Origin of the sequence: Moorena producens 3L, assembly GCF_000211815.1 — a bacterium.
Lineage (GTDB): Bacteria > Cyanobacteriota > Cyanobacteriia > Cyanobacteriales > Coleofasciculaceae > Moorena > Moorena producens.
Window position 1 is genome coordinate 1 of record NZ_GL890833.1, and the last position, 18,018, is coordinate 18,018.

Sequence of the window (18,018 nt, forward strand, 5' to 3'; positions counted from 1 at the left end):
GTTCTAATGGTGCTTGAAGTCAAGGGTTTCAAGTCAACTGGTGGTTGCTACATCAATGGGATTCGGGCAAAGCCCGACGCTGCGCGAACGCTTTATTATCCCAATCATTAAGCCTCACCAAACTATTAAGTTTTTTAACATTTTGCTCCCGTTGAGGTATGAGGGGTTGCACCCCACATTAATCTTGCTATACTGAGATCAAGTAGATGCACCCTGATGATCGAGAGAGTCACACCAACGGCTCTCTTATTTTTTTTTGAGATGCCTTAACAGCTCTAATGGTGCTTGAAGTCAGGGGTTTCAAGGGAGCTGGTAGTTGCTGCATCAGTGCTTACGCTTCATCCCTTGCTGTGGGAGGGACAAAGTCACGAAAGTCCTAAGGAAACTTAAGTAATTACCGAAAAGTTCAGAAACAGTTAGTTAGGCCAAGTATGCTTGCTTACTTCGTCTATAGTCAGCGAACTTAATCTAGGGTTTTCGCCTATCATCTTCAAACCTATATCAAACTACCCTGAAATTATAATTAAAAAAACCTAAGCCTTCAGCTGTCAGCTGACGGCTGAAGGCTGACGGCTTAATGCTTATAACCAAAGACCAATTACTGAACACCAATTGTCATGGAAGATCAGCAAATCTATCAGTCTGTTGTCAATTATCTTAGGTCTGCTATCGGTCTGCTTGATTTGGAGCAAGACTCACCCTTGCGAAAGGATGTGATTGCCCTGTGCGACCATCTAGAAAATCCCACATTTCGGATTGCTGTCTTTGGTCCGTTTAATTATGGGAAATCTACCTTGCTCAATGCTTTGCTAGGAAAGCGCACTCTGCCCATTGGTCTAATTCCCACTACAGGGGCTGCAATTCATATCCGATATGGAGAAGAATTGCATACTCGAATTATCCTAACTGATGGCACAGAAATTAGTGAAAATAGCACAGAGGTCCTCAAGCGCTATGCTATCCTAGATGAGCAACGGTGTATGCGCTCTGATGTCGCTTCGATAGAGGTTTACTGTCCCCATCCCTTCCTAAAAACTGGTGTAGAATTTCTGGATTTGCCAGGAACAAATGACCGGGAAGCTCAGGATAATTTAGTGCGCGACCAACTGCTAACAGCAGATTTAGTCGTTCAAGTGCTGGATGGTCGCCAGCTGATGACCTTGGGTGAGCGGGAAAACCTGAGAGATTGGTTAATAGATAGAGGAATCAAGACTGTTGTTTTTGTGGTCAATTTCCTGAATTTATTGGAACCTGATCAGCAAAAAGAAGTCCAGACTAGGGCGTGTCTTCAAACTCGGAGATCCCCCTAAATCCCCCTTAAAAAAGGGGGACTTTGAGTATGGCTCCCCCCTTTTTTAAGGGGGGCTGGGGGGGATCATAATCTTGCGGAAAACTTTGAAAACACGCCCTAGGCTACGGTTTGTAGCGGAAAGTTTTCGGTCGGAATTACCGAATACCCTTAGTAACTTGTATCGAGTTGATGCCCTACCTGCTTTGAGAGCTAGACTAAAAGGATTATCTGATCAAGCACACACCACGGGATTGGCGATGTTTGAATCAGCACTGCAAAGCATGGTAGCTGCTCAACGGGAAAAGACAACGGTTCGGCTGGATCGTGTGGATGCGATCGCAACTCAGGTTAAAGCAGCACTACAGTCTAAAATCCAAGTCATCAACTCAGAATTAGAAAGTGCCAAAGAGAAGCATCAGGCTAAACTTGAGCTGCAACAAAAAGCTCAGAAATTGATTAAACAAGGATTCCAAGCCGCTGTTTCTGATTTCGAGAGTTGGCTGTATTTGCCCAAACTTTTAGAACGCTATCAATCGAAACTTGCGACAGCACTTCAGCAAGGGGAATTTAGCAGTTGGCAAGCACAATTCCAACAAGACATTGATGGATATCAACAGGCAATCCAAGAATGGGTTGATAAAGCGTGTGAGTTTTTTGAGCATCAGTCTCCTGGTAAGCTAATCATTTCCGTTCCCGATACTCCTCAAGTTATTATACCTGAGCCTCCCGAATTTTCTCAGGAGTCAAAGAAAGTTATCCCAATTGGTCTTTCTACTGGAATCCGTTTGGTTTTAAAAGGTAAAGTGGGCGCAGCTATGGCTGGAGGCGCTAGCTATATCCTCAGTAAAGGGGCAAAGAAAGATAAGTCAAATTCATCCGCTGACTCTTATGACCATCAAGTAGCCCAAGCCTTAAGTGATGCAGCTCAGGATTATCTGAGTTGTTTCAGTACTGACGCTTTCTCGATGGTGCGTAAGTATCAAGCCAAGGCAGAGAAAGTGATTAGTTTGCCAACAAATCAACAACCACAGGATACCAGCAGCCAGGTTTATCAGCTACAGTTATTAAATAGTGTTTTGGAAAGATTGAATGCAGAATTAATAATTTAGAATTTAGAATTAAGAATTAAGAATTTTCCATATTTTTACGTCCGCTTACAAAAAATGTAGTAATATCGTTCCAAATACCTTTGTCGGTGACTAAGGCATTAATTTCGGCAACGTAGTCAGCCTTGGCTTGTTCTAATTGTTTTGGCTCTAGTTGCTGCAGTGGCCAACACAGGGGATGTTTTAAGCTACCATCCCAGGTGCCTTCTACGTCACTTATCGTAATGTAGCTGCCCAATTGCTCCCGCTTAATTTTAATATCTTCAAATCCTGCTGCTGTGAGCAAGGAGTAGCATTTTTCTTCATCTCCGGTGACATCGCTAAATATCAATGAAATTCCGTATCTTTGGGCAACGTTCTGGAGAATAAAGCCAGTAGTAAAAGCGGTTTTAGCAAAAACACACAAGCCCATTAAGCCTCCTGGTACCAGAAAACGTTTCCATAAGCGTAGATCAGCAGGAACGTTTGTCATTAAAGGCAGGGCTGAACAACATAACACTCTGTCGAAACTGTTGTCAGGAAAGTTTAGGGTCTCAGCATCAGCTTCGATTAGCTCAATATTAGTCAACCCTGCTGCGGAGATCTTGCGTTGAGCTTGATTGAGTAAACCCGTAGAAATATCTACTCCCACCACTCGACCATCCTGACCAACCCGTTTTGCTGCTTCAATAGCAACTAAGCCAGTTCCCGTAGCAATGTCCAAGATTTTTTGTCCAGGTCTGATATCAACATGTTCGATTAGACAATTTGCAAGCCGAGGATGGAAATCCCCCTTATCGTAAGAATTGCTCCTGTTATCATAGATAGTAGCAATTTCTTGTTTAAACTCACTTAGCTCAAGATTATTGGTCATGGTATTTTGCCTCTTTATAGTTGATGTTAGCCTAAGCATTCAGCTGTCAGCTGTCAGCCGTCAGCCTTGGCCGTTGGCCACGCTACGCGAATGGCTGATAACTGATAACTGATAACTGATAGCTGATAACTGATAACTGATAGCTGATAGCTGATAGCTGATAGCTAATAGCTGAATGCTTTTGAGCTTAATGCTTTTGATCACAAGAAGAATACTCAAGGGGCACAAACTCTAACCCAGACTCCTGGTTGGGACAAGGCACCACATGGACTAAGATTTGTGAGGGATTCTTACGATTACCGTTAGCCGGTTCAAACTCAATTTTTCCCGTTACCCCATCAGCACTAAAATCAGGACTTTTCAAGGTTTTCTGCATACCAAGACGTGTGGGATTCTTCTGTTTTTCGATAGCTGTAATCAACACACGAGTTGCATCATAGGCTAAAGCAGACCAGGCAGTTAAGGAATTAAAAGATTTTCCCCATAAGGTTTGAGCATCTTGATTAACTTGTGGGTTAGCACTGTTTAGGTGATGCCAGGAAACAGACACCACAAGGTTCTCGAATAGATCGGGTTGTTTAAGTGCTAGTGTTTTTGACCTGGCGATTCCCGAGGAACCCACCATCACATTACGACCATTGTTTTCCTTGATCATATCGATAGCATTAGTGACAGCATTGGTGACTTGACCATCAGGATTTAAAACAATAGCTGTGTCCTGGGTTTTCCCAATTTCCTCTATTGCTTGCTTAGGGTTAAAGTTGGGCTTAGATATATCGTAGTGTTTGATATCGACAAGTTCTCCTCCTTGGTTAGTAAACTGCTGTTTAAATTCTTGCCAGAACGAGTGAGTGAATGGACTGCGAGGATTATAAAAAACTGCCGCTTTTTGGTGACCATTTTCAACCAAATAATCAACCAAATATTGGGCTGCAATTTTAGCGGTAGGTACCGTCCGGAAGAAAAAATTTCTAGGGTGCTCTGTCAGTTCTTCCGTTGTGGAGCCAGAGGAGATTAACACTAGCTTATTACTATTATAAATATCCACAGTTTCCATGGTCATATCACTAGCATAGTGACCAACTACCCCTAGGATATCCCGTTCCTTGACTAGTGCCTTTGCCCTTTGGATCGCTTCTGAGGTGATATTAGCATCATCAGCAATAAGAACTTTTAGACCCTTACCCTTGATAGATTTACCGTTTATAACATCCTTTCCTAGTAACTTTTCAGTAAAGTTGTTAGGGAGTTTGTCATTATCCTGAAAAAGCTCTAAGTTAACTTCTGTTTGAGCGTGACCGATTCCTCGAAGAATTTTTTGAGCTAGCTCCCGATGTTTGACAGAGCCATTTTTGTTTCTAACGATGGGCACCGCCACAGCAATGGTGTAGTAATCGGATTTAGTAGCCTCTAAAAGGGCATTATTCAGATAAATTAACGTTTCTGGGTCTTTGTCTTCCTCTTGCCAGGATTTTAAGAATAAATTACCAGCTTTTTTATAGTTAGATTTTGTCCACCAACACCTCTCCCATCGTTGCCAAGTTTTTTGACTAAAAATGGCTAAGTTATCTCTCCAGGGAGTCTGACATTTTGCCATAAATTTAACACCCCGGTGCTTGAAACGTCGAGCAGAGGTTGTATCCAGTATCTCTTCTCCAGAACTAATCTTGTCTCCTAGCTTGTTAGGCTCTGTGGCAATTTTGTAAATTCCGTAAATGCTAAGGAGCGCAACAGTCCCTAACGCTAATTTAATCAAAAGTGTAACTAATGATCCTGACACTGGCCAACGCCATGGTTGTGCTTTAGGATGGTGATAAATCACCGGTAACCAAGTAGCGTAGGGTAATTTTTTATCTAATCGATTCTCTAGATAATGGAGTCTTTTTCGTGCTACTTTAACTGCCTTATGGAGAGACTTTCCTTGAGAAAATTCTTCGAGAAAGAACCTGAGGAAGGTCTGGGCAACTTCATCGGGGACTGGCTCTTTCATAATAATCGCTTGTGGCATTTGTAATCTAGCTAGAGCATTGGCTAAGCCTAAGCCATCACAGCTATTAAATATCGCTAGCTTCAAGCCGTTTTTAATGGCTTCCTTTAGAGCAGGAATTAAATCATCAATGATGAGACTGTCTTCCTGATTGATATAAATTCGACCACTTTCATCATTACATTCGCTAGAACTATGACCAGCAAAAAACAGAATATCCCAGCCCTCTTTTTCCCAAAGTTTATGGTCTAATTCCTCTCGTGTCGGTTCTACTAGAAAGCAGGAGGATGAATCTAAGCTAGAGACTTGCTGCCAATTGTTGTGGTCGGTTTCGATATCAATTCCGTCACTGTTACCAAGAATGGCTAATAGTCTGACTCGATTTCTCAGTTTAGTTTCTGGAGTTGGCTGGTATTCCAAGGGAATTAAACTAAATTCAACGGAGTCATGATTATTTTCCCATACATCCCAGAGGTGCCATGGTAATCGTTGAAGCTGAGGATTATCGGTCTGAATCAATACCCGAATATCACGATGACGGCTTAACTCAGTTGTTAATTGATTTCTGATCTGGTCAAAGCCATCGGATCTAGAATTCAGCCATTGGTTAATATTGTTGCTTAACTCGTCAACCAATTGCTCACAGGATTTCATCGAAGAGATGTACAGTCCTTTGGGAGTTAAGCGGGGGTTTCGGTAAAAATACTCTAAATTACGATATCCTTTCTGCCAATCGGTGTATAGTTGATAAATTTCGGGGTTTGGTGCCAACCGACTCATAATTTTTCCTTCAGCTGACTTGTCTGTTGTTCCCCATGCCAAAGTGACTCGAATTCCCCTGTCTAGGTCACCATCTAGTGTTAGAATAACTACTCTATTCATTTCTATTTATTGCCGTATTTTTGTAGATTGCCAGATCCAATCACCGACAGGAGTCTCCTTGACTCTGATTGACTGACGAAAATTTGCATGTTGATGATTAGCGCTGTTACTCCCTCAGGATTTACTAGGAATTTTAATCCTAAGAATTGTGAGTCAAGCAGCGCTTTGAGTTATGGGGGTATGGGATTTAGGCAACTAGCATACTTGATAGTATATGGACTATACCATATTTTTGAAATTATCCAGAAATATTTAAACTATCTTCACACTAATTTGAAGCCAGACTGCCGCTCTAATGGTATGCGTAGTGCTATATCAGGCTGCTGAGAAAAGCGATTGGCCGTAGGCCACGCTACCCGAACGCAAAATCAAAACACCTTTTCATAAAACCTTGTTTTTGGGCTGAATATAAATATATGGGTAGATTCAGGTAACTAGCATTGTACAGGAAAACACAAACAATGATGAACCTTCAACAAACCCAACTCTATCAACGCCTTCAGGCATTTTCCTTAGATGATCCTGATGCCAAATTTCCCTTTAGCAAGCGACTGGCTCGGGAAAATCACTGGAGTCTTAAATACACTAAGCGAGTGATTGATGAATACAAGAAATTTGCGTTTCTAGCAGTAGTAGCTGACCATCCCGTTTCCCCTTCTGATCCAGTGGATCAAGTGTGGCATCTACACTTGACCTATACCCATTCTTACTGGAATGAATTTTGCCCAAACATTCTACAAATCCCCTTTCATCATCTGCCTAGTGGTGGTGGTGCCAGTGAAAAGTCTAAATTCGACGATTGGTACACTAAAACCCTAGCCAGCTATCACTATTTCTTTGGGGAAGCACCACCATTAGATATTTGGGCACCTGCTGATCTTCATGTTAGTCAGCATGTCAATTTTGTGCGGTTAAACCCTCAGCAGTACTGGATTTTACCTAAAGTTAATTTGCCTAAAGTTAGTTTGCGTAAGGTTAGTTTAGACTCACTACCCAACTTCGGCCTCAACCAATACAGGATGGTTTTCCTATTGTTCGTCTTGGCAGTAACCATCACAGGTTGTGAGTCATTAGTCTTAGTCAATAGCGCAAACCCAATTAATTTCACAGGACTATTATTTCTCGGGTTTTATCTAGTTCTAGTAAGTGCTGCGGTGGTCTTGGCCTACGGTTTACGTTGGTATCTACAACAACCAGCTTCCGATCCTGAGGGGAAATCCATCTCTCTCGATGCCTATGAGACAGGCTATTTAGTTGGAGGTAAAGAGCGAGCTGTCGATACAGCCATCGTTAACCTTGTGCAGGGTGGACATTTAAAACCTGTGCCTGAATACCGAGGGCTAGAATTAGTAAATCCTTTGGTTTACAAAAATGATCCCCTTGAGTTGAAAATTGACATTGGTGCTAGAACTGGTCAGACTATAACTCAAATTAGAGCATCCGCTGCATCCGCTACAGACCAAATACGCGATCGCTTAACCGATCTCAATCTCTTACTTACAGAAGACCAAACCAAATCAGCCCAGCAATATCCCGCACTCCCTCTGTTTGCTGTCTTGCTCCTAGGAATCAGCAAAATTATAGTAGGCATTTCGCGACATAAGCCAGTCGGTTTCCTGATGATACTGTGCCTCATCACAGCAATCATGGGTTTGTTCTTTCTGGTTGAACCAGTAAACCGTAGTGGTTACGGCGATACTGTATTAGACAACCTAAAAGTTAAGCATCAGATGCTGGAAAATGCTCAGAATAATTCTCAAGTAGCCCTGGCATTTGCTCTATTTGGTAGTACAGTTTTGAGCCAAAATGGTCTACAAAACTTGCGAAAGGTATTTAATCCTCCCAGCAATTCTGGTAATAGCAGTAGCAGTGGCTGCAGTAGCAGTAGCTGCGGTGGCAGTAGCTGCGGTGGCGGTAGCAGCTGCGGTGGCGGCTGCGGTGGCGGCTGCGGTGGCGGCTGCGGTGGCTGCGGCGACTAAAGAGTTATAGCGGTTCCCGCGACTGTGAGGTACATCTCGATCAGCCCTACTAGGGGAAAGAAATTTGGTATGTACCTCATCTAACTACAGAATCGCTATAGTTGATCGTTATCCTTCTGTTCCCTGATGGTGCCAAAGCATGGTTTAAGAGTAGCTTTGATGATTGCTTTTGGCTGACCTTTGTTAATCACAGGAGGTGGGATGGAGTAAAGTTATTATCTTACACCATTCTCCCCTCTTTTCTTTATGAGTTTATTCTGAATTTCAAGATTAGCCGAAATTGAGATTAAAAATTGACATTATTGAATTTTTTATTTAGTATAATCAAGGATTTAAAGGCAATCAATTTTGTTCATAGGGAGATTTAGTTTGTAACAAGATTACATTCATTGCTATTCAACCCAAGAGCAAAAACGCCTAATTGAACAAGCTCAATATTGGCGATAAAAACTGATACTGCGTGATTTAAACCTGTCTGGTGGTGAGCATGTCCTAGAACTCGGTTGCGGTGTCGGAGCTGTCTTCGGAATAATTTTGGAAACTTTTCCAGATTTAAGAGTAGCTGGAATTGACCTACAGTCTACCCAAATTGAGTACGCTCATCACTATTTAAATACTCTTGGTTTCGACAATATTGATCTGTGTGTAGGTGACCTGGGGGCGCTTGTCGCCCCCCCAGGTTTTTAGAGTATGTTTACTCTTGTCTAGAGCCAACTCTCAGGCAAATGACGGAAAAACTGGGAAAGGATTATCAACGATTAAAAGCCGGTCTAGAATTTTTTCGAGGTCTTTCAAAGCAGCCAGAAAGTGCAGCAACAATTACAGTATATCGGGCTTCAGGCACACGGTAGTCAAATCACAGACTAAGAGTATCTGATCCAGGACTTACGCAGACACAGTATGTATGTTATATGTTGATCGTTATCCTTCTGTTCTCCTTTCCCTGTTCCCTGCTCCCTATTTCCTATTCCCTGCACGCAGCGCTATAATTGGCTTAAGCTTCATCTTCATTTGCCGCAATAGAAGTGAGCAGTTTGATCCTAATGAAGCCTCCCCCACCTAGCTTTGCTTGAGGTGGGGGTGTCCTATGCTATCGTTTGAGGTTACCCATAGATCACATAAGACTGCCCGACTTCTAGGCAACCGAGTAGAACTTTTGCTACTACGGTTCTCACTGTCATTTCTGCGAGTGAGTTCTTGAATAGCTCTAGCTGCAATGTTGTAACTAGCGCTTAAATCAGCGTTGTATCGTTTACCGTTACTGAACGTAGCTAGAGCGTAATTTTTCCGATCACGCCAAACTGTTCCACTACCGTCATAAGCGTTGCTAGATGTTCCTCGGGCAACTACATCACAAATCTTCCCGCCAGATTCGATCCATTTCATTTCCGTTAATTCTCGAATTATAGACTTTAACCAACCGTGGAAACGCTGTTTAAGATTAGATTTCTTCTTACCACCTTTGGGCTTCCAGTTTTTTAGATATTCAAAAGCGATAACCGAAACATTATACTCAATGCTGATCTCAACAATCCCCTTAGAGACTATCTGGGCTATTTGACGGTTAATGTGGCGACATTTCCGATAAGTATTCCGGCAAAAACCTTTGTGTAACCTTCCGCCTTTACCCATCGTTTTCGACGCTTTTTTTGAGACTGATTTCAGCTTTTTATCACGACGGTCTATGTCTCTGACTGGGTGAATAAATTCACGATAAATTACAGTGCCATCGGACTCAACGACTGAAATAACAGCAGTTTTATTAATTCCTCTATCTACTCCTACTACACGATTAACTTCTTTTTTATGATTAGGTTTGCAATCAAACGGAACGGATAACCACGCTTTACCATTTCGTTGAATCAGCGACGGTTACAGCTGTTTGTTAGCTGGGATAGTATGTCGATTCCTAGTTGAAACGATCCCAACCGTTGTCCATACCCAATTTTTCCCGTTTAATACTTTGATTTGAATTTGTTCGAGGGAATCTAACCGATAACATTGACCTTGACCAAGTGCTGGATAACAGTTAGCTCCAATCGTCATTAATGGTGGCTTAGCATCCCGTCTCTTCCGTGACTGTCCACATTGCCAGTCTCTATATCTCGTTACAAAGCTGCTAACTTGCCCCAAGGAAAAAGCGATAGCAGCACGACGATAATAAGACGGCAATTTCTAAAATACTCGATTAAATATTTTATACTTAGGGTTAGGGTTTTTATTGGTTTGGTGCATTAGCCGTTCTACGGCTGTAACGGCTTCTTTTGTATCTTTGGAACCGATTGTCTCCCAATGGGTAAATAGTATTGAAGTCAAAAACTTACAGGCACGTTGATAAACAGAGATTGTCTCAGCAAACATTAATTGCTGAGGGGCACTTGGGTTAAGACTCCACTTATCGGTGCGAAGAATTTTCTGTGACTTCTTTGCTATCATGGCTACATGATAGAACATGTGTTCTTGTGGTTTCAAGCCGTCTAAGGTCTTTTTCCCATAGCGTTGGCTCGATTGAGATACATATAGTGTTTGTCACGAAGTCTCGTTATCCGGTGAGATCTGGTGATGTAGAGTTAGACATAATCGATCTCATCCATGGAATATGTCAGAAACACCGCTGCCTACTTAAAGAAGCGAAAGGTGACTTAGTTAAAAATGACCAGATCCACTTACTGATAGATTTGGCACCTGATGTATTAATAAGCAGGAAAATTAGGGAGATAACCATTTAACCATTAATAATAAGTTGTTCCTTGACCCCCACTTGAACGAAGTGGGGGAATGCGTCACAAATTTTGTTCAAAATCTCAGGAGCATGGTTAATGGCGAATCACAATCAACCATGCTCTGTAATTCTTCGAAATATCATACATTAGGCAAACCCGATTGTAAACATTGCTTTGCCACCATGTCTATATAAGTTCTCAAATTACGACATCAGAAACTGGCCAAGGAAAGAAGGATTTTGATGTCGTAATTTTATGTCAGTCTTGTTTTAGACTATCAAAGCATCGGCCTGAATCCTTTGTAATCTATCGGTTCCCGCCACCGTCAGCTAAATCTGGAGCAGGCTCATAGGTGAGAGTGGCAACAGAAGAAGGAAGGGGAAGAAATTTGGGTGTAGTTCATCCCAATGTTAACCCCTATAATAACATTTTCGAAGGAAAAAAGCAAAAGATAAAAGGCATATATAAAACTAAAAAAAAGCCATTAAAACTAAAACAAAATAATTAATGTTTTTCCACTTTTTATTGTTATTTTTTGTGGATTTTGACTATTTGATATTGCTAACAATCTACATCGTCAACCCTATACTCAAGCTATTAATTCTATGTTTACCTCAACTCTCGCCAAAGTTGGAGCAGTTTTTGCCACTGCTTCTGCTGTCATGCTAGGTTACACTTCCAACGCACAGGCTGAAATGTTGTTTGACCGGGGACTACCTACAGAAAATCTCAATAATATTTCTGGAGCAAACCGCAGTAATGTCCGTTGGGCTACAGATGCCCAGAACCAGGGCTTCTTTGGTGATGATTTCACTATCGGCAATGTAGGAGACACTTTTGTTATCGATACCATCCGCACTTGGATGGTACCTGGTATGAATATTGGTGACCCAGACAACTTGGGGGATTGGTTTGAGAGCTTGACTCTGTTGACAGGTTTTGCCGCTGAGGAGGATATTTCTCCCTTCGCCACTGCAACCTTAGACCCTAACAGTAACGTGACCAGCAACCCAGATATTACCATTACCCAAGTCCCGTACCTAGATGCTGCTGGCTCGATATACGATAACTTTGGTGATTTCGTCAATATTTGGCAAGTGGATTTCAACAATCTCAACTGGACTATCGAAGGCGGTACAACCTATAAATTCGGGGTGCGGGGTGTTGGTCGTCAGATCCCTGATTTCGATCTTTTCTATCCCTCGTATAACCATGCTTCCAACGCAGCATTGAGTGGTTCGCCCCAGGATGGCGCTGACAATCGTTACTTGCAGTTTGATGCCTCAGGTAACTTCGTTGATATCGTCGATAGCAATGGTAACGGCTGGGATAAGTCTTCGGATATTAATGTGCAGATTTTTGGCGAAGCGACTCCTAAGACTTCTGTACCAGAACCAGGTTCTGTATTAGCTTTACTGGCGTTTATTACCTTTTTAACTGCAGGTTCACCAAAGAAGCAATAGAAATCAAAGTAAGCATTCAGCCTTATGGGATCAGTTAAAGTTAAAATAAATCCCCTACCGAGGTGAGAGGTAGGGGAGCAAGGTATTGTCTTGAACGCAGACTGAGAGCTAGTAACTTGTGTCTAGAGCTTGTGTGTCTAGAGCTTGTGTGTCTAGTAACTTGTGTTTGGACAAAAACAGACTAAGCAATACTTTAATTACAATACTGTTTGCTCTGTTTGTGTCGCCAAAATGGCTCCAATTTCAAAAAAGGGAGCTTCGGAGTAGGGAAGTCGGAAGTGGAAAAAAATCCTGTATACCTCATGACTATCAGAACCGCTATAACCAGTGGGGATAAAAACAGATGCGTTCCCGTAGGGTCGGCTTTGCCGAATCGCATCCCCAAATCCCAATCATGCCGAAGCAGTACCCGAAACGCCCAAGCCAGAAGCAACTCAGTCCCCTGTACAGCCGAGCGCATTATCTGAAGCATCACAGATAGAAGCAGCACCCGAAATGACCCAACCACCAGAAGAGATTCAACCGCCAAAAGAGTCGAGCCAGCAACAGCAATGGGTGGACAGTCTAGCGCCAGACCTAGCTCAACTTTTGTCAGACGTGCGTTCGCGTAGCGTGACCTACGGTCAATCGCCCTTATTTTGCTTGATACGGCAGAGATGAATGGTGCAGATTGATTTTCAGATCACCGTTTTCATCGCGAACATAACCAAAAGAGTATTCTACCTTGATCTCGCTACCGTCTGTTTTGGTGAAAAAATACTCACCCATCGACATGGCTGTATCGCAGTGGGTAATAATTCCTTCATTCTCAAAGCGCACATTGTTATAGGGCGCAAGAGCAAAACCTTTATCTTCGCTGATGCTGCCGCGGACAAAATAAGACAAAGCCTCTTTCTCCGTGCCTCTGAACGGATCATCGCTGGCCAGTGTTGGTTTGAACAAAACCGTACCAAGATCATAAGCATAAAGCCTGTCAAGAGTACTTTGTGCTTCTGCTTGTGGGTTTTCTGCCTTGCCAATGGCGACAATGGCTTGGCCCCAGCTTTCCTGTGCAGCTAGAACATCGTTTTTTGTGACAGGATTTTCGCATGGCGCAGCCTGTGCTCTTGGCGTACCTCCAAGGTTCGTGCAACCAGCTATTGTGGTTACTGTGGATAGCATTAAAAGTGCAGAGAAATATGGTTTCATGGTGATCTTTTTATTTTATAAGACTAGGCGTAAATCTCAGTAAAGGACAAAAGTTGCCAAAAGAGCAGCGTGGGCGTAGCGCAATCGGTGCTTTTGAATAAAATAAGCTGTTCGCGCAGCGTGAGCTTTAGCTCACGGCTGTTCCCTTAGCTTGGTCTACGGCCAACGGCTGACGGCACCTCAAGTAGCGTGAGCCAAAAGCTGACGGCACCTCAAGCAGCGTGCGCGTAGCGCATATGCCGACGTTACAGATTTCGCGATCAAGTCGCTCAATCGAGATTCAGCTGTTGAACCGATTTCAACCCCGTAGCAATACCACAAATACTCTACCACCATTTTTCTGACATAATCCCAAATAATTGGGGTAAGTCGCTGATTTGAACTCTCCTCGACTTGAAACGTTGAGGATTTTGGGCTGATGGTGTGCAACCCTTGGCTAATCGCTGTTAGTTGACGAAATTATAGCACAGCAACCTATGTATTTTACATTACATTTACAAATATTTACATTTAGGCTAAAATTGATATAATAGAACAGGTTGTGTACATGTGATCTAGATCAGGAGCAACATCTATCGGGAAATCATAGGCTGTTCAGGATTCAGCCAAAACTGTTACGTGATAATAAAATCTGGGAATTCTATTAGAAAGTCCTAGACAGATTGATATGAGGTTACTAAATCCGGAACCAACAGCTCAACTGTTGAAGTCAAGCATAGGCAAAACGTTTACCGTCCAAACCTAGAGTCAGGATATCAGTCCTGAAATCAGAGCGGGGAACAGTTTCAGCTTGACTACCTCAGCTGAAATATTCAACCTTCCCTGCCTATAGACAACAATCTATCCAGCAAGAGCAAAGCATCTACTGAGTTGTTCGGTATTGAGTAATTCTCACTACTGATCACTCAATCTATACTCACTATACTTACTACTCAATACTCACGACTGACGTCTTCTGATGCCTCCAACGGATCTATTTCGTGAGGGTTTCAGACTCGCTTTATTGAAATTGTTACGGATGTCCCTAAGGATTATACCTTATGAATATTACCATTATTGGTTGCGGTTATGTTGGCACAGCTCTAGCAAATTTCTGGCATCACCAGCCGGGTCACCAGGTGACAGCTACCACTACTACCCAAGAACGGGTAGCAAAGCTGAAGGAAGTTGCCTCACAGGTAGTGGTGATGAAAGGGGATGATACCCAAGGGATGCAGTCGGCACTTATTGATCAAGACACTATTCTCCTGAGTATTGCCCCGATCAGTAATAGGCAAGTTGATGCCAACCTCTACGAAGCCACTTACATCCCCACCGCTAGCAATTTGGTAGCAGCTTTAGCAGATCATCCCACCGTGAAGCAGGTAATTTACCTAAGTAGTTGCGCCGTCTACGGTAACCAACAGGGAGCATGGGTAGATGAAAATTCTCCTATCGTTCCAGCGAACGAACATGGTCGGGTTTTGTCTTTGACGGAACATATTTTATTAGGGGCAAGCAGTGAAAATTGCAACGTCTGTATTCTGCGCCTTGGGGGGATTTATGGTCCCGGTCGTGAGTTAAGCAAGCGGTTTGAGCGACTGGCTGGCACGACGCTTCCTGGCAGTGGCGATAACTTTATCAATTGGATTCATCGAGACGACATTGTTCAGGCAGTAGAGTTCGCCAGACAAAACCGCTGTCAAGGTATCTACAACCTAGTTAACGACCTCAAACTCACGACGCGGGAGCTGACTGATCAAATATGCGATCGCTACCATCTTCCCAAAGTGTTATGGGATTCCTCACAACCTAGCTTCCGAACCAATAACGCCCGTGTACATAATCGGAAGTTGAAAGTTGCTGGTTATGAGTTGATTCATGCTCAAACCTTGATTTAAGCAATGCCTAATAATGTGAACTATAATCTAGAAGGTGACTAGCTTTTTATGAATAAACCTTACCGAAATTAACCCATAAATTACCAGAATACTGTATTTATAATTTTGGAAAAGTTTCGTTATTAATTCCCGCGCCCCATTAAACCTTGTTGGGTGGAATCAATTTTTTGAATACAATCAATCTCCGTTGATTGGAGTGCATCTCACTTTTGCAAAAATACGACCATTTAAGTAAAAAAGTTGCAAGCTTGATCTTCCTCCTTTACTGTAATCACAATCACCTTAAGATAGAGCAAAACTTGCTTTCTGATTTCTTTCAAAAGCCGTTCATAGTTTGAATTGTAATTTATTTTAAAATCTTTTCTTTAAATACTTCGGCTAAATTTTTTAGAGATAGGTTATAGTACAGCTGATTATAATTTTTGAAAAGGGTTTTTTCTGCTTCTGTCTTGGGTTGATCTTTTATAGCAGTCGAAGTAAAGCTTAAGACATCTTCTGCTCCCTGCTCCCTGCTCCCTGCTCCCTGCTCCCTTTCAACCAAAAGACTATGTCCTAAACTATACTTCCCTTGCTATACTTTGTTAATATCTTGAATGCAGGTTTGAAAAAACGGCTTAGTACTTTCATTTTAAAGTTTCAAATAAGGCTGACCATCACTATCTTTGCCAGCAATAAAATTGTGATATATTGCTTCAGATAAAATTTTTTTTTCGATTTCCATAAAACGCTCGCATAGTGCAGAAATAAAAATCGTTAAAGTAGTGATTCGTTGTTGACCATCAACAATCTTTAATTCTTGTGATTTGTCCTCCCCAACTAAAACAAGAGCACCTATAAAATGTTCTTCATGGTGAAACTCATGATTGTCTATAATCTCAATATTCGAGATTATATCTTCCCACAACTCATTAACTTCGTCTGTTGACCAAGAATATTCTCTCTGAAATCTAGGAACAATATACTTTTTGTTAGCGGCAAAAATATCATTAATTGTTCTAGTATGTGCATGAAGTTCCATGAGTTATGATCTTGATTTTAACTAAAAAACAACATTAGTAGGGATATAGCAGTTTTTAATTGGGTGATTTACACAAACAAGTTCAGAATTTTAGGAAACAGGTAACAGGAAAAAAATCCTGTGTACCTCATAGGTATGATAACCGCTATCTCTCTGATTGTGATCAGAAGATACAACCTTAGTATTACCAAAAAATTTTGTTTTAACAACAAGGTGTAAAAAGCATTTTACCCGATCAACCATCAACCATCAACCATCAAGCTTCCAACCTTTTAATCTGTCCTGCTTGTACTGAAAGAATCTGAGACGAATTCAGCCATTGGGAATCAAAGGCTCCCAAGTGAGTAGTGGTAATTAAAGTCTGAAACCGATCCTGAATAGCATCCAACAGCAAATTTTGCCGATTCAAGTCTAATTCAGCTAATACATCATCGAGTAGCAACAGAGGTGCTTCTCCTACCACCTCTTCAATCAGCTTCAATTCTGCTAACTTGAGCGCTAATACCAACGTTCGCTGTTGACCCTGAGAACCATAGGACTTGGCTGGGGTCTGATTAATGGTAAACTGTACTTCATCCCGGTGAGGACCAACTAGGGTTCTCCCTTGATGAAATTCAGGAAGGGAGTACTGTTGGATTTTCTCCAAAAAAGCCTGCTTGACTAGATCTGGGTCATCTTTGGAAAGACTGACATTAGGGGCATAGGTAATATCCAATACCTCTGTCTTGCCACTAATACTAGCGTGCCATGCTTGGGCTAAAGGAGCTAATCGTTTTAGCATTCTCTCTCGACGGCGGGTGACTCGTGAGCCAGCGGTAGCCAGTTGGGCATCCCACAACCCTAGCTCGGCATTGTATTGCTTGGATACCGATGCATCAACTTCCCCTTCTTGTTGAAGTTTACGGATTTTTTTCAGCAAAGCATTGCGCTGTCGCAATACTTGGTTATATTGCTGCAAAATGTAAGCATAAATTGGTTCGAGCTGAGTCAGAATCGAATCGAGCCAGGCGCGACGCCGTTCTGGTGCTCCTCGCACTAGTTCCAAATCTAAGCTAGAAAACTGTACCGCATTCAGAATACCTAAAAAGTCCAACTGCCGACGTAAGGATTCTTGATTGAGAGCAACAGTACGTCGTCCTTGAGTGCGCAAGGTTAATCCTAGTTCTACTGAACCATAGGTTCGTTCTAGAGTAGCCCGAATCTCCGCAATGGGAGTAGTTTCTAAGACCAATTCGCGATCGCGTACTGACCGATGACTCTTGAGGGTAGAGAGCAACTCTACTGCCTCCAGTAGATTCGATTTCCCCTGAGCATTATTACCCAGCAAAATTGTCTTGGGAGCATCGAAGTTGACCAGGCAATCTCTGTAGTTACGAAACTGTCGCAGGTGTAGGCTCTTAAGGTACATCCATTTAAGGTTACAGGTTGGGGGTTAGCAGGTTAGTAGGTTAGCAGGTTGAAGGTTAACAGGTTGAAGGTTAACAGGTTGAAGGTTAACAGGTTGAAGGTTAACAGGTTGAAGGTTAACAGGTTGTTCCCCCAAGGCGTCCCTTATAGGGTAGGTTAGCTGGTTGAAAGTGAGCAGGTTCTAGGTTAGCAGGTTCTAGGTTAATAGGTTAACAGGCTTAAGATTAGAAGTTTGATCTGA

15 protein-coding genes and 2 pseudogenes are annotated in these 18,018 nt (G+C 42.3%); 9 read left to right on the forward strand and 8 right to left on the reverse strand.

Annotation, left to right across the window (positions count from 1 at the left end):
- Positions 1 to 617 precede the first annotated feature (617 nt).
- Positions 618 to 1,277, forward strand: a pseudogene (locus LYNGBM3L_RS05950) (dynamin family protein); the annotation flags it as partial.
- A gap of 118 nt (positions 1,278 to 1,395) precedes the next feature.
- Entirely contained in the window at positions 1,396 to 2,400 is a 1,005-nt protein-coding gene (locus tag LYNGBM3L_RS05955) for a hypothetical protein (RefSeq protein WP_052308409.1), read from the forward strand.
- A gap of 16 nt (positions 2,401 to 2,416) precedes the next feature.
- Here the strand turns inward: LYNGBM3L_RS05955 and LYNGBM3L_RS05960 are convergent, their stop codons facing one another.
- Positions 2,417 to 3,250, reverse strand: coding sequence for a class I SAM-dependent methyltransferase (locus tag LYNGBM3L_RS05960; protein WP_008180259.1), 834 nt, complete (start codon positions 3,248 to 3,250; stop codon positions 2,417 to 2,419).
- Positions 3,251 to 3,437: 187 nt separating this feature from the next.
- A complete protein-coding gene (locus LYNGBM3L_RS34660; protein ID WP_008180263.1) occupies positions 3,438 to 6,119 on the reverse strand; it encodes an ABC transporter substrate-binding protein in 2,682 nt (893 codons plus the stop codon).
- 461 nt (positions 6,120 to 6,580) lie between these two features.
- Between LYNGBM3L_RS34660 and LYNGBM3L_RS05970 the strand changes: the two genes are divergently transcribed.
- Both LYNGBM3L_RS05970 and LYNGBM3L_RS49730 read left to right on the forward strand, forming a co-directional pair.
- Entirely contained in the window at positions 6,581 to 8,098 is a 1,518-nt protein-coding gene (locus LYNGBM3L_RS05970; protein WP_202799158.1) for a TIGR04222 domain-containing membrane protein, read from the forward strand.
- A 456-nt stretch (positions 8,099 to 8,554) separates the two neighbouring features.
- Entirely contained in the window at positions 8,555 to 8,785 is a 231-nt protein-coding gene (locus LYNGBM3L_RS49730; protein ID WP_353837824.1) for a methyltransferase domain-containing protein, read from the forward strand.
- 372 nt (positions 8,786 to 9,157) lie between these two features.
- Here LYNGBM3L_RS49730 and LYNGBM3L_RS47010 read toward each other — a convergent pair whose 3' ends face one another.
- Positions 9,158 to 9,730 (reverse strand): hypothetical protein, encoded by a 573-nt coding sequence (locus tag LYNGBM3L_RS47010; protein ID WP_008180272.1) that lies wholly within the window; start codon positions 9,728 to 9,730, stop codon positions 9,158 to 9,160.
- 240 nt (positions 9,731 to 9,970) lie between these two features.
- Positions 9,971 to 10,552 (reverse strand): annotated as a pseudogene (locus LYNGBM3L_RS50745) (hypothetical protein).
- A gap of 8 nt (positions 10,553 to 10,560) precedes the next feature.
- Between LYNGBM3L_RS50745 and LYNGBM3L_RS35960 the strand changes: the two are divergent.
- The 4 genes from LYNGBM3L_RS35960 (at position 10,561) to LYNGBM3L_RS42890 (ending at position 12,944) form a co-directional block, all read left to right on the forward strand.
- Positions 10,561 to 10,827 (forward strand): transposase, encoded by a 267-nt coding sequence (locus LYNGBM3L_RS35960; RefSeq protein WP_071986806.1) that lies wholly within the window; start codon positions 10,561 to 10,563, stop codon positions 10,825 to 10,827.
- A 352-nt stretch (positions 10,828 to 11,179) separates the two neighbouring features.
- Positions 11,180 to 11,329, forward strand: a complete 150-nt coding sequence (locus LYNGBM3L_RS42885) for a hypothetical protein (protein WP_008180278.1) — start codon at positions 11,180 to 11,182, stop codon at positions 11,327 to 11,329.
- A gap of 97 nt (positions 11,330 to 11,426) precedes the next feature.
- A complete protein-coding gene (locus LYNGBM3L_RS05985) occupies positions 11,427 to 12,284 on the forward strand; it encodes a hypothetical protein (RefSeq protein ID WP_008180280.1) in 858 nt (285 codons plus the stop codon).
- Between the two features lie 495 nt (positions 12,285 to 12,779).
- Positions 12,780 to 12,944, forward strand: a complete 165-nt coding sequence (locus LYNGBM3L_RS42890) for a hypothetical protein (protein WP_154659687.1) — start codon at positions 12,780 to 12,782, stop codon at positions 12,942 to 12,944.
- On the opposite strand, the gene LYNGBM3L_RS05995 is transcribed toward LYNGBM3L_RS42890, so the two are convergent.
- Positions 12,918 to 13,472, reverse strand: coding sequence for a metal-independent carbonic anhydrase family protein (locus tag LYNGBM3L_RS05995; RefSeq protein WP_008180285.1), 555 nt, complete (start codon positions 13,470 to 13,472; stop codon positions 12,918 to 12,920). The two genes, LYNGBM3L_RS42890 and LYNGBM3L_RS05995, sit on opposite strands and share 27 nt — an antisense overlap.
- A 1,040-nt stretch (positions 13,473 to 14,512) precedes the next feature.
- Here LYNGBM3L_RS05995 and LYNGBM3L_RS06000 point away from each other — a divergent pair.
- Positions 14,513 to 15,352: an SDR family oxidoreductase gene (locus LYNGBM3L_RS06000; RefSeq protein ID WP_008180287.1), complete on the forward strand. Its 840-nt coding sequence runs from the start codon at positions 14,513 to 14,515 to the stop codon at positions 15,350 to 15,352.
- A gap of 346 nt (positions 15,353 to 15,698) precedes the next feature.
- Here the strand turns inward: LYNGBM3L_RS06000 and LYNGBM3L_RS06005 are convergent, their stop codons facing one another.
- The 3 genes from LYNGBM3L_RS06005 to recF form a co-directional block, all read right to left on the reverse strand.
- Entirely contained in the window at positions 15,699 to 15,893 is a 195-nt protein-coding gene (locus tag LYNGBM3L_RS06005; protein ID WP_008180290.1) for a hypothetical protein, read from the reverse strand.
- 87 nt (positions 15,894 to 15,980) lie between these two features.
- A complete protein-coding gene (locus LYNGBM3L_RS06010) occupies positions 15,981 to 16,370 on the reverse strand; it encodes a DUF262 domain-containing protein (protein ID WP_008180291.1) in 390 nt (129 codons plus the stop codon).
- A 256-nt stretch (positions 16,371 to 16,626) separates the two neighbouring features.
- Positions 16,627 to 17,778, reverse strand: coding sequence for a DNA replication/repair protein RecF (gene recF / locus LYNGBM3L_RS06015; RefSeq protein WP_008180294.1), 1,152 nt, complete (start codon positions 17,776 to 17,778; stop codon positions 16,627 to 16,629).
- Positions 17,779 to 18,018 lie beyond the last annotated feature (240 nt).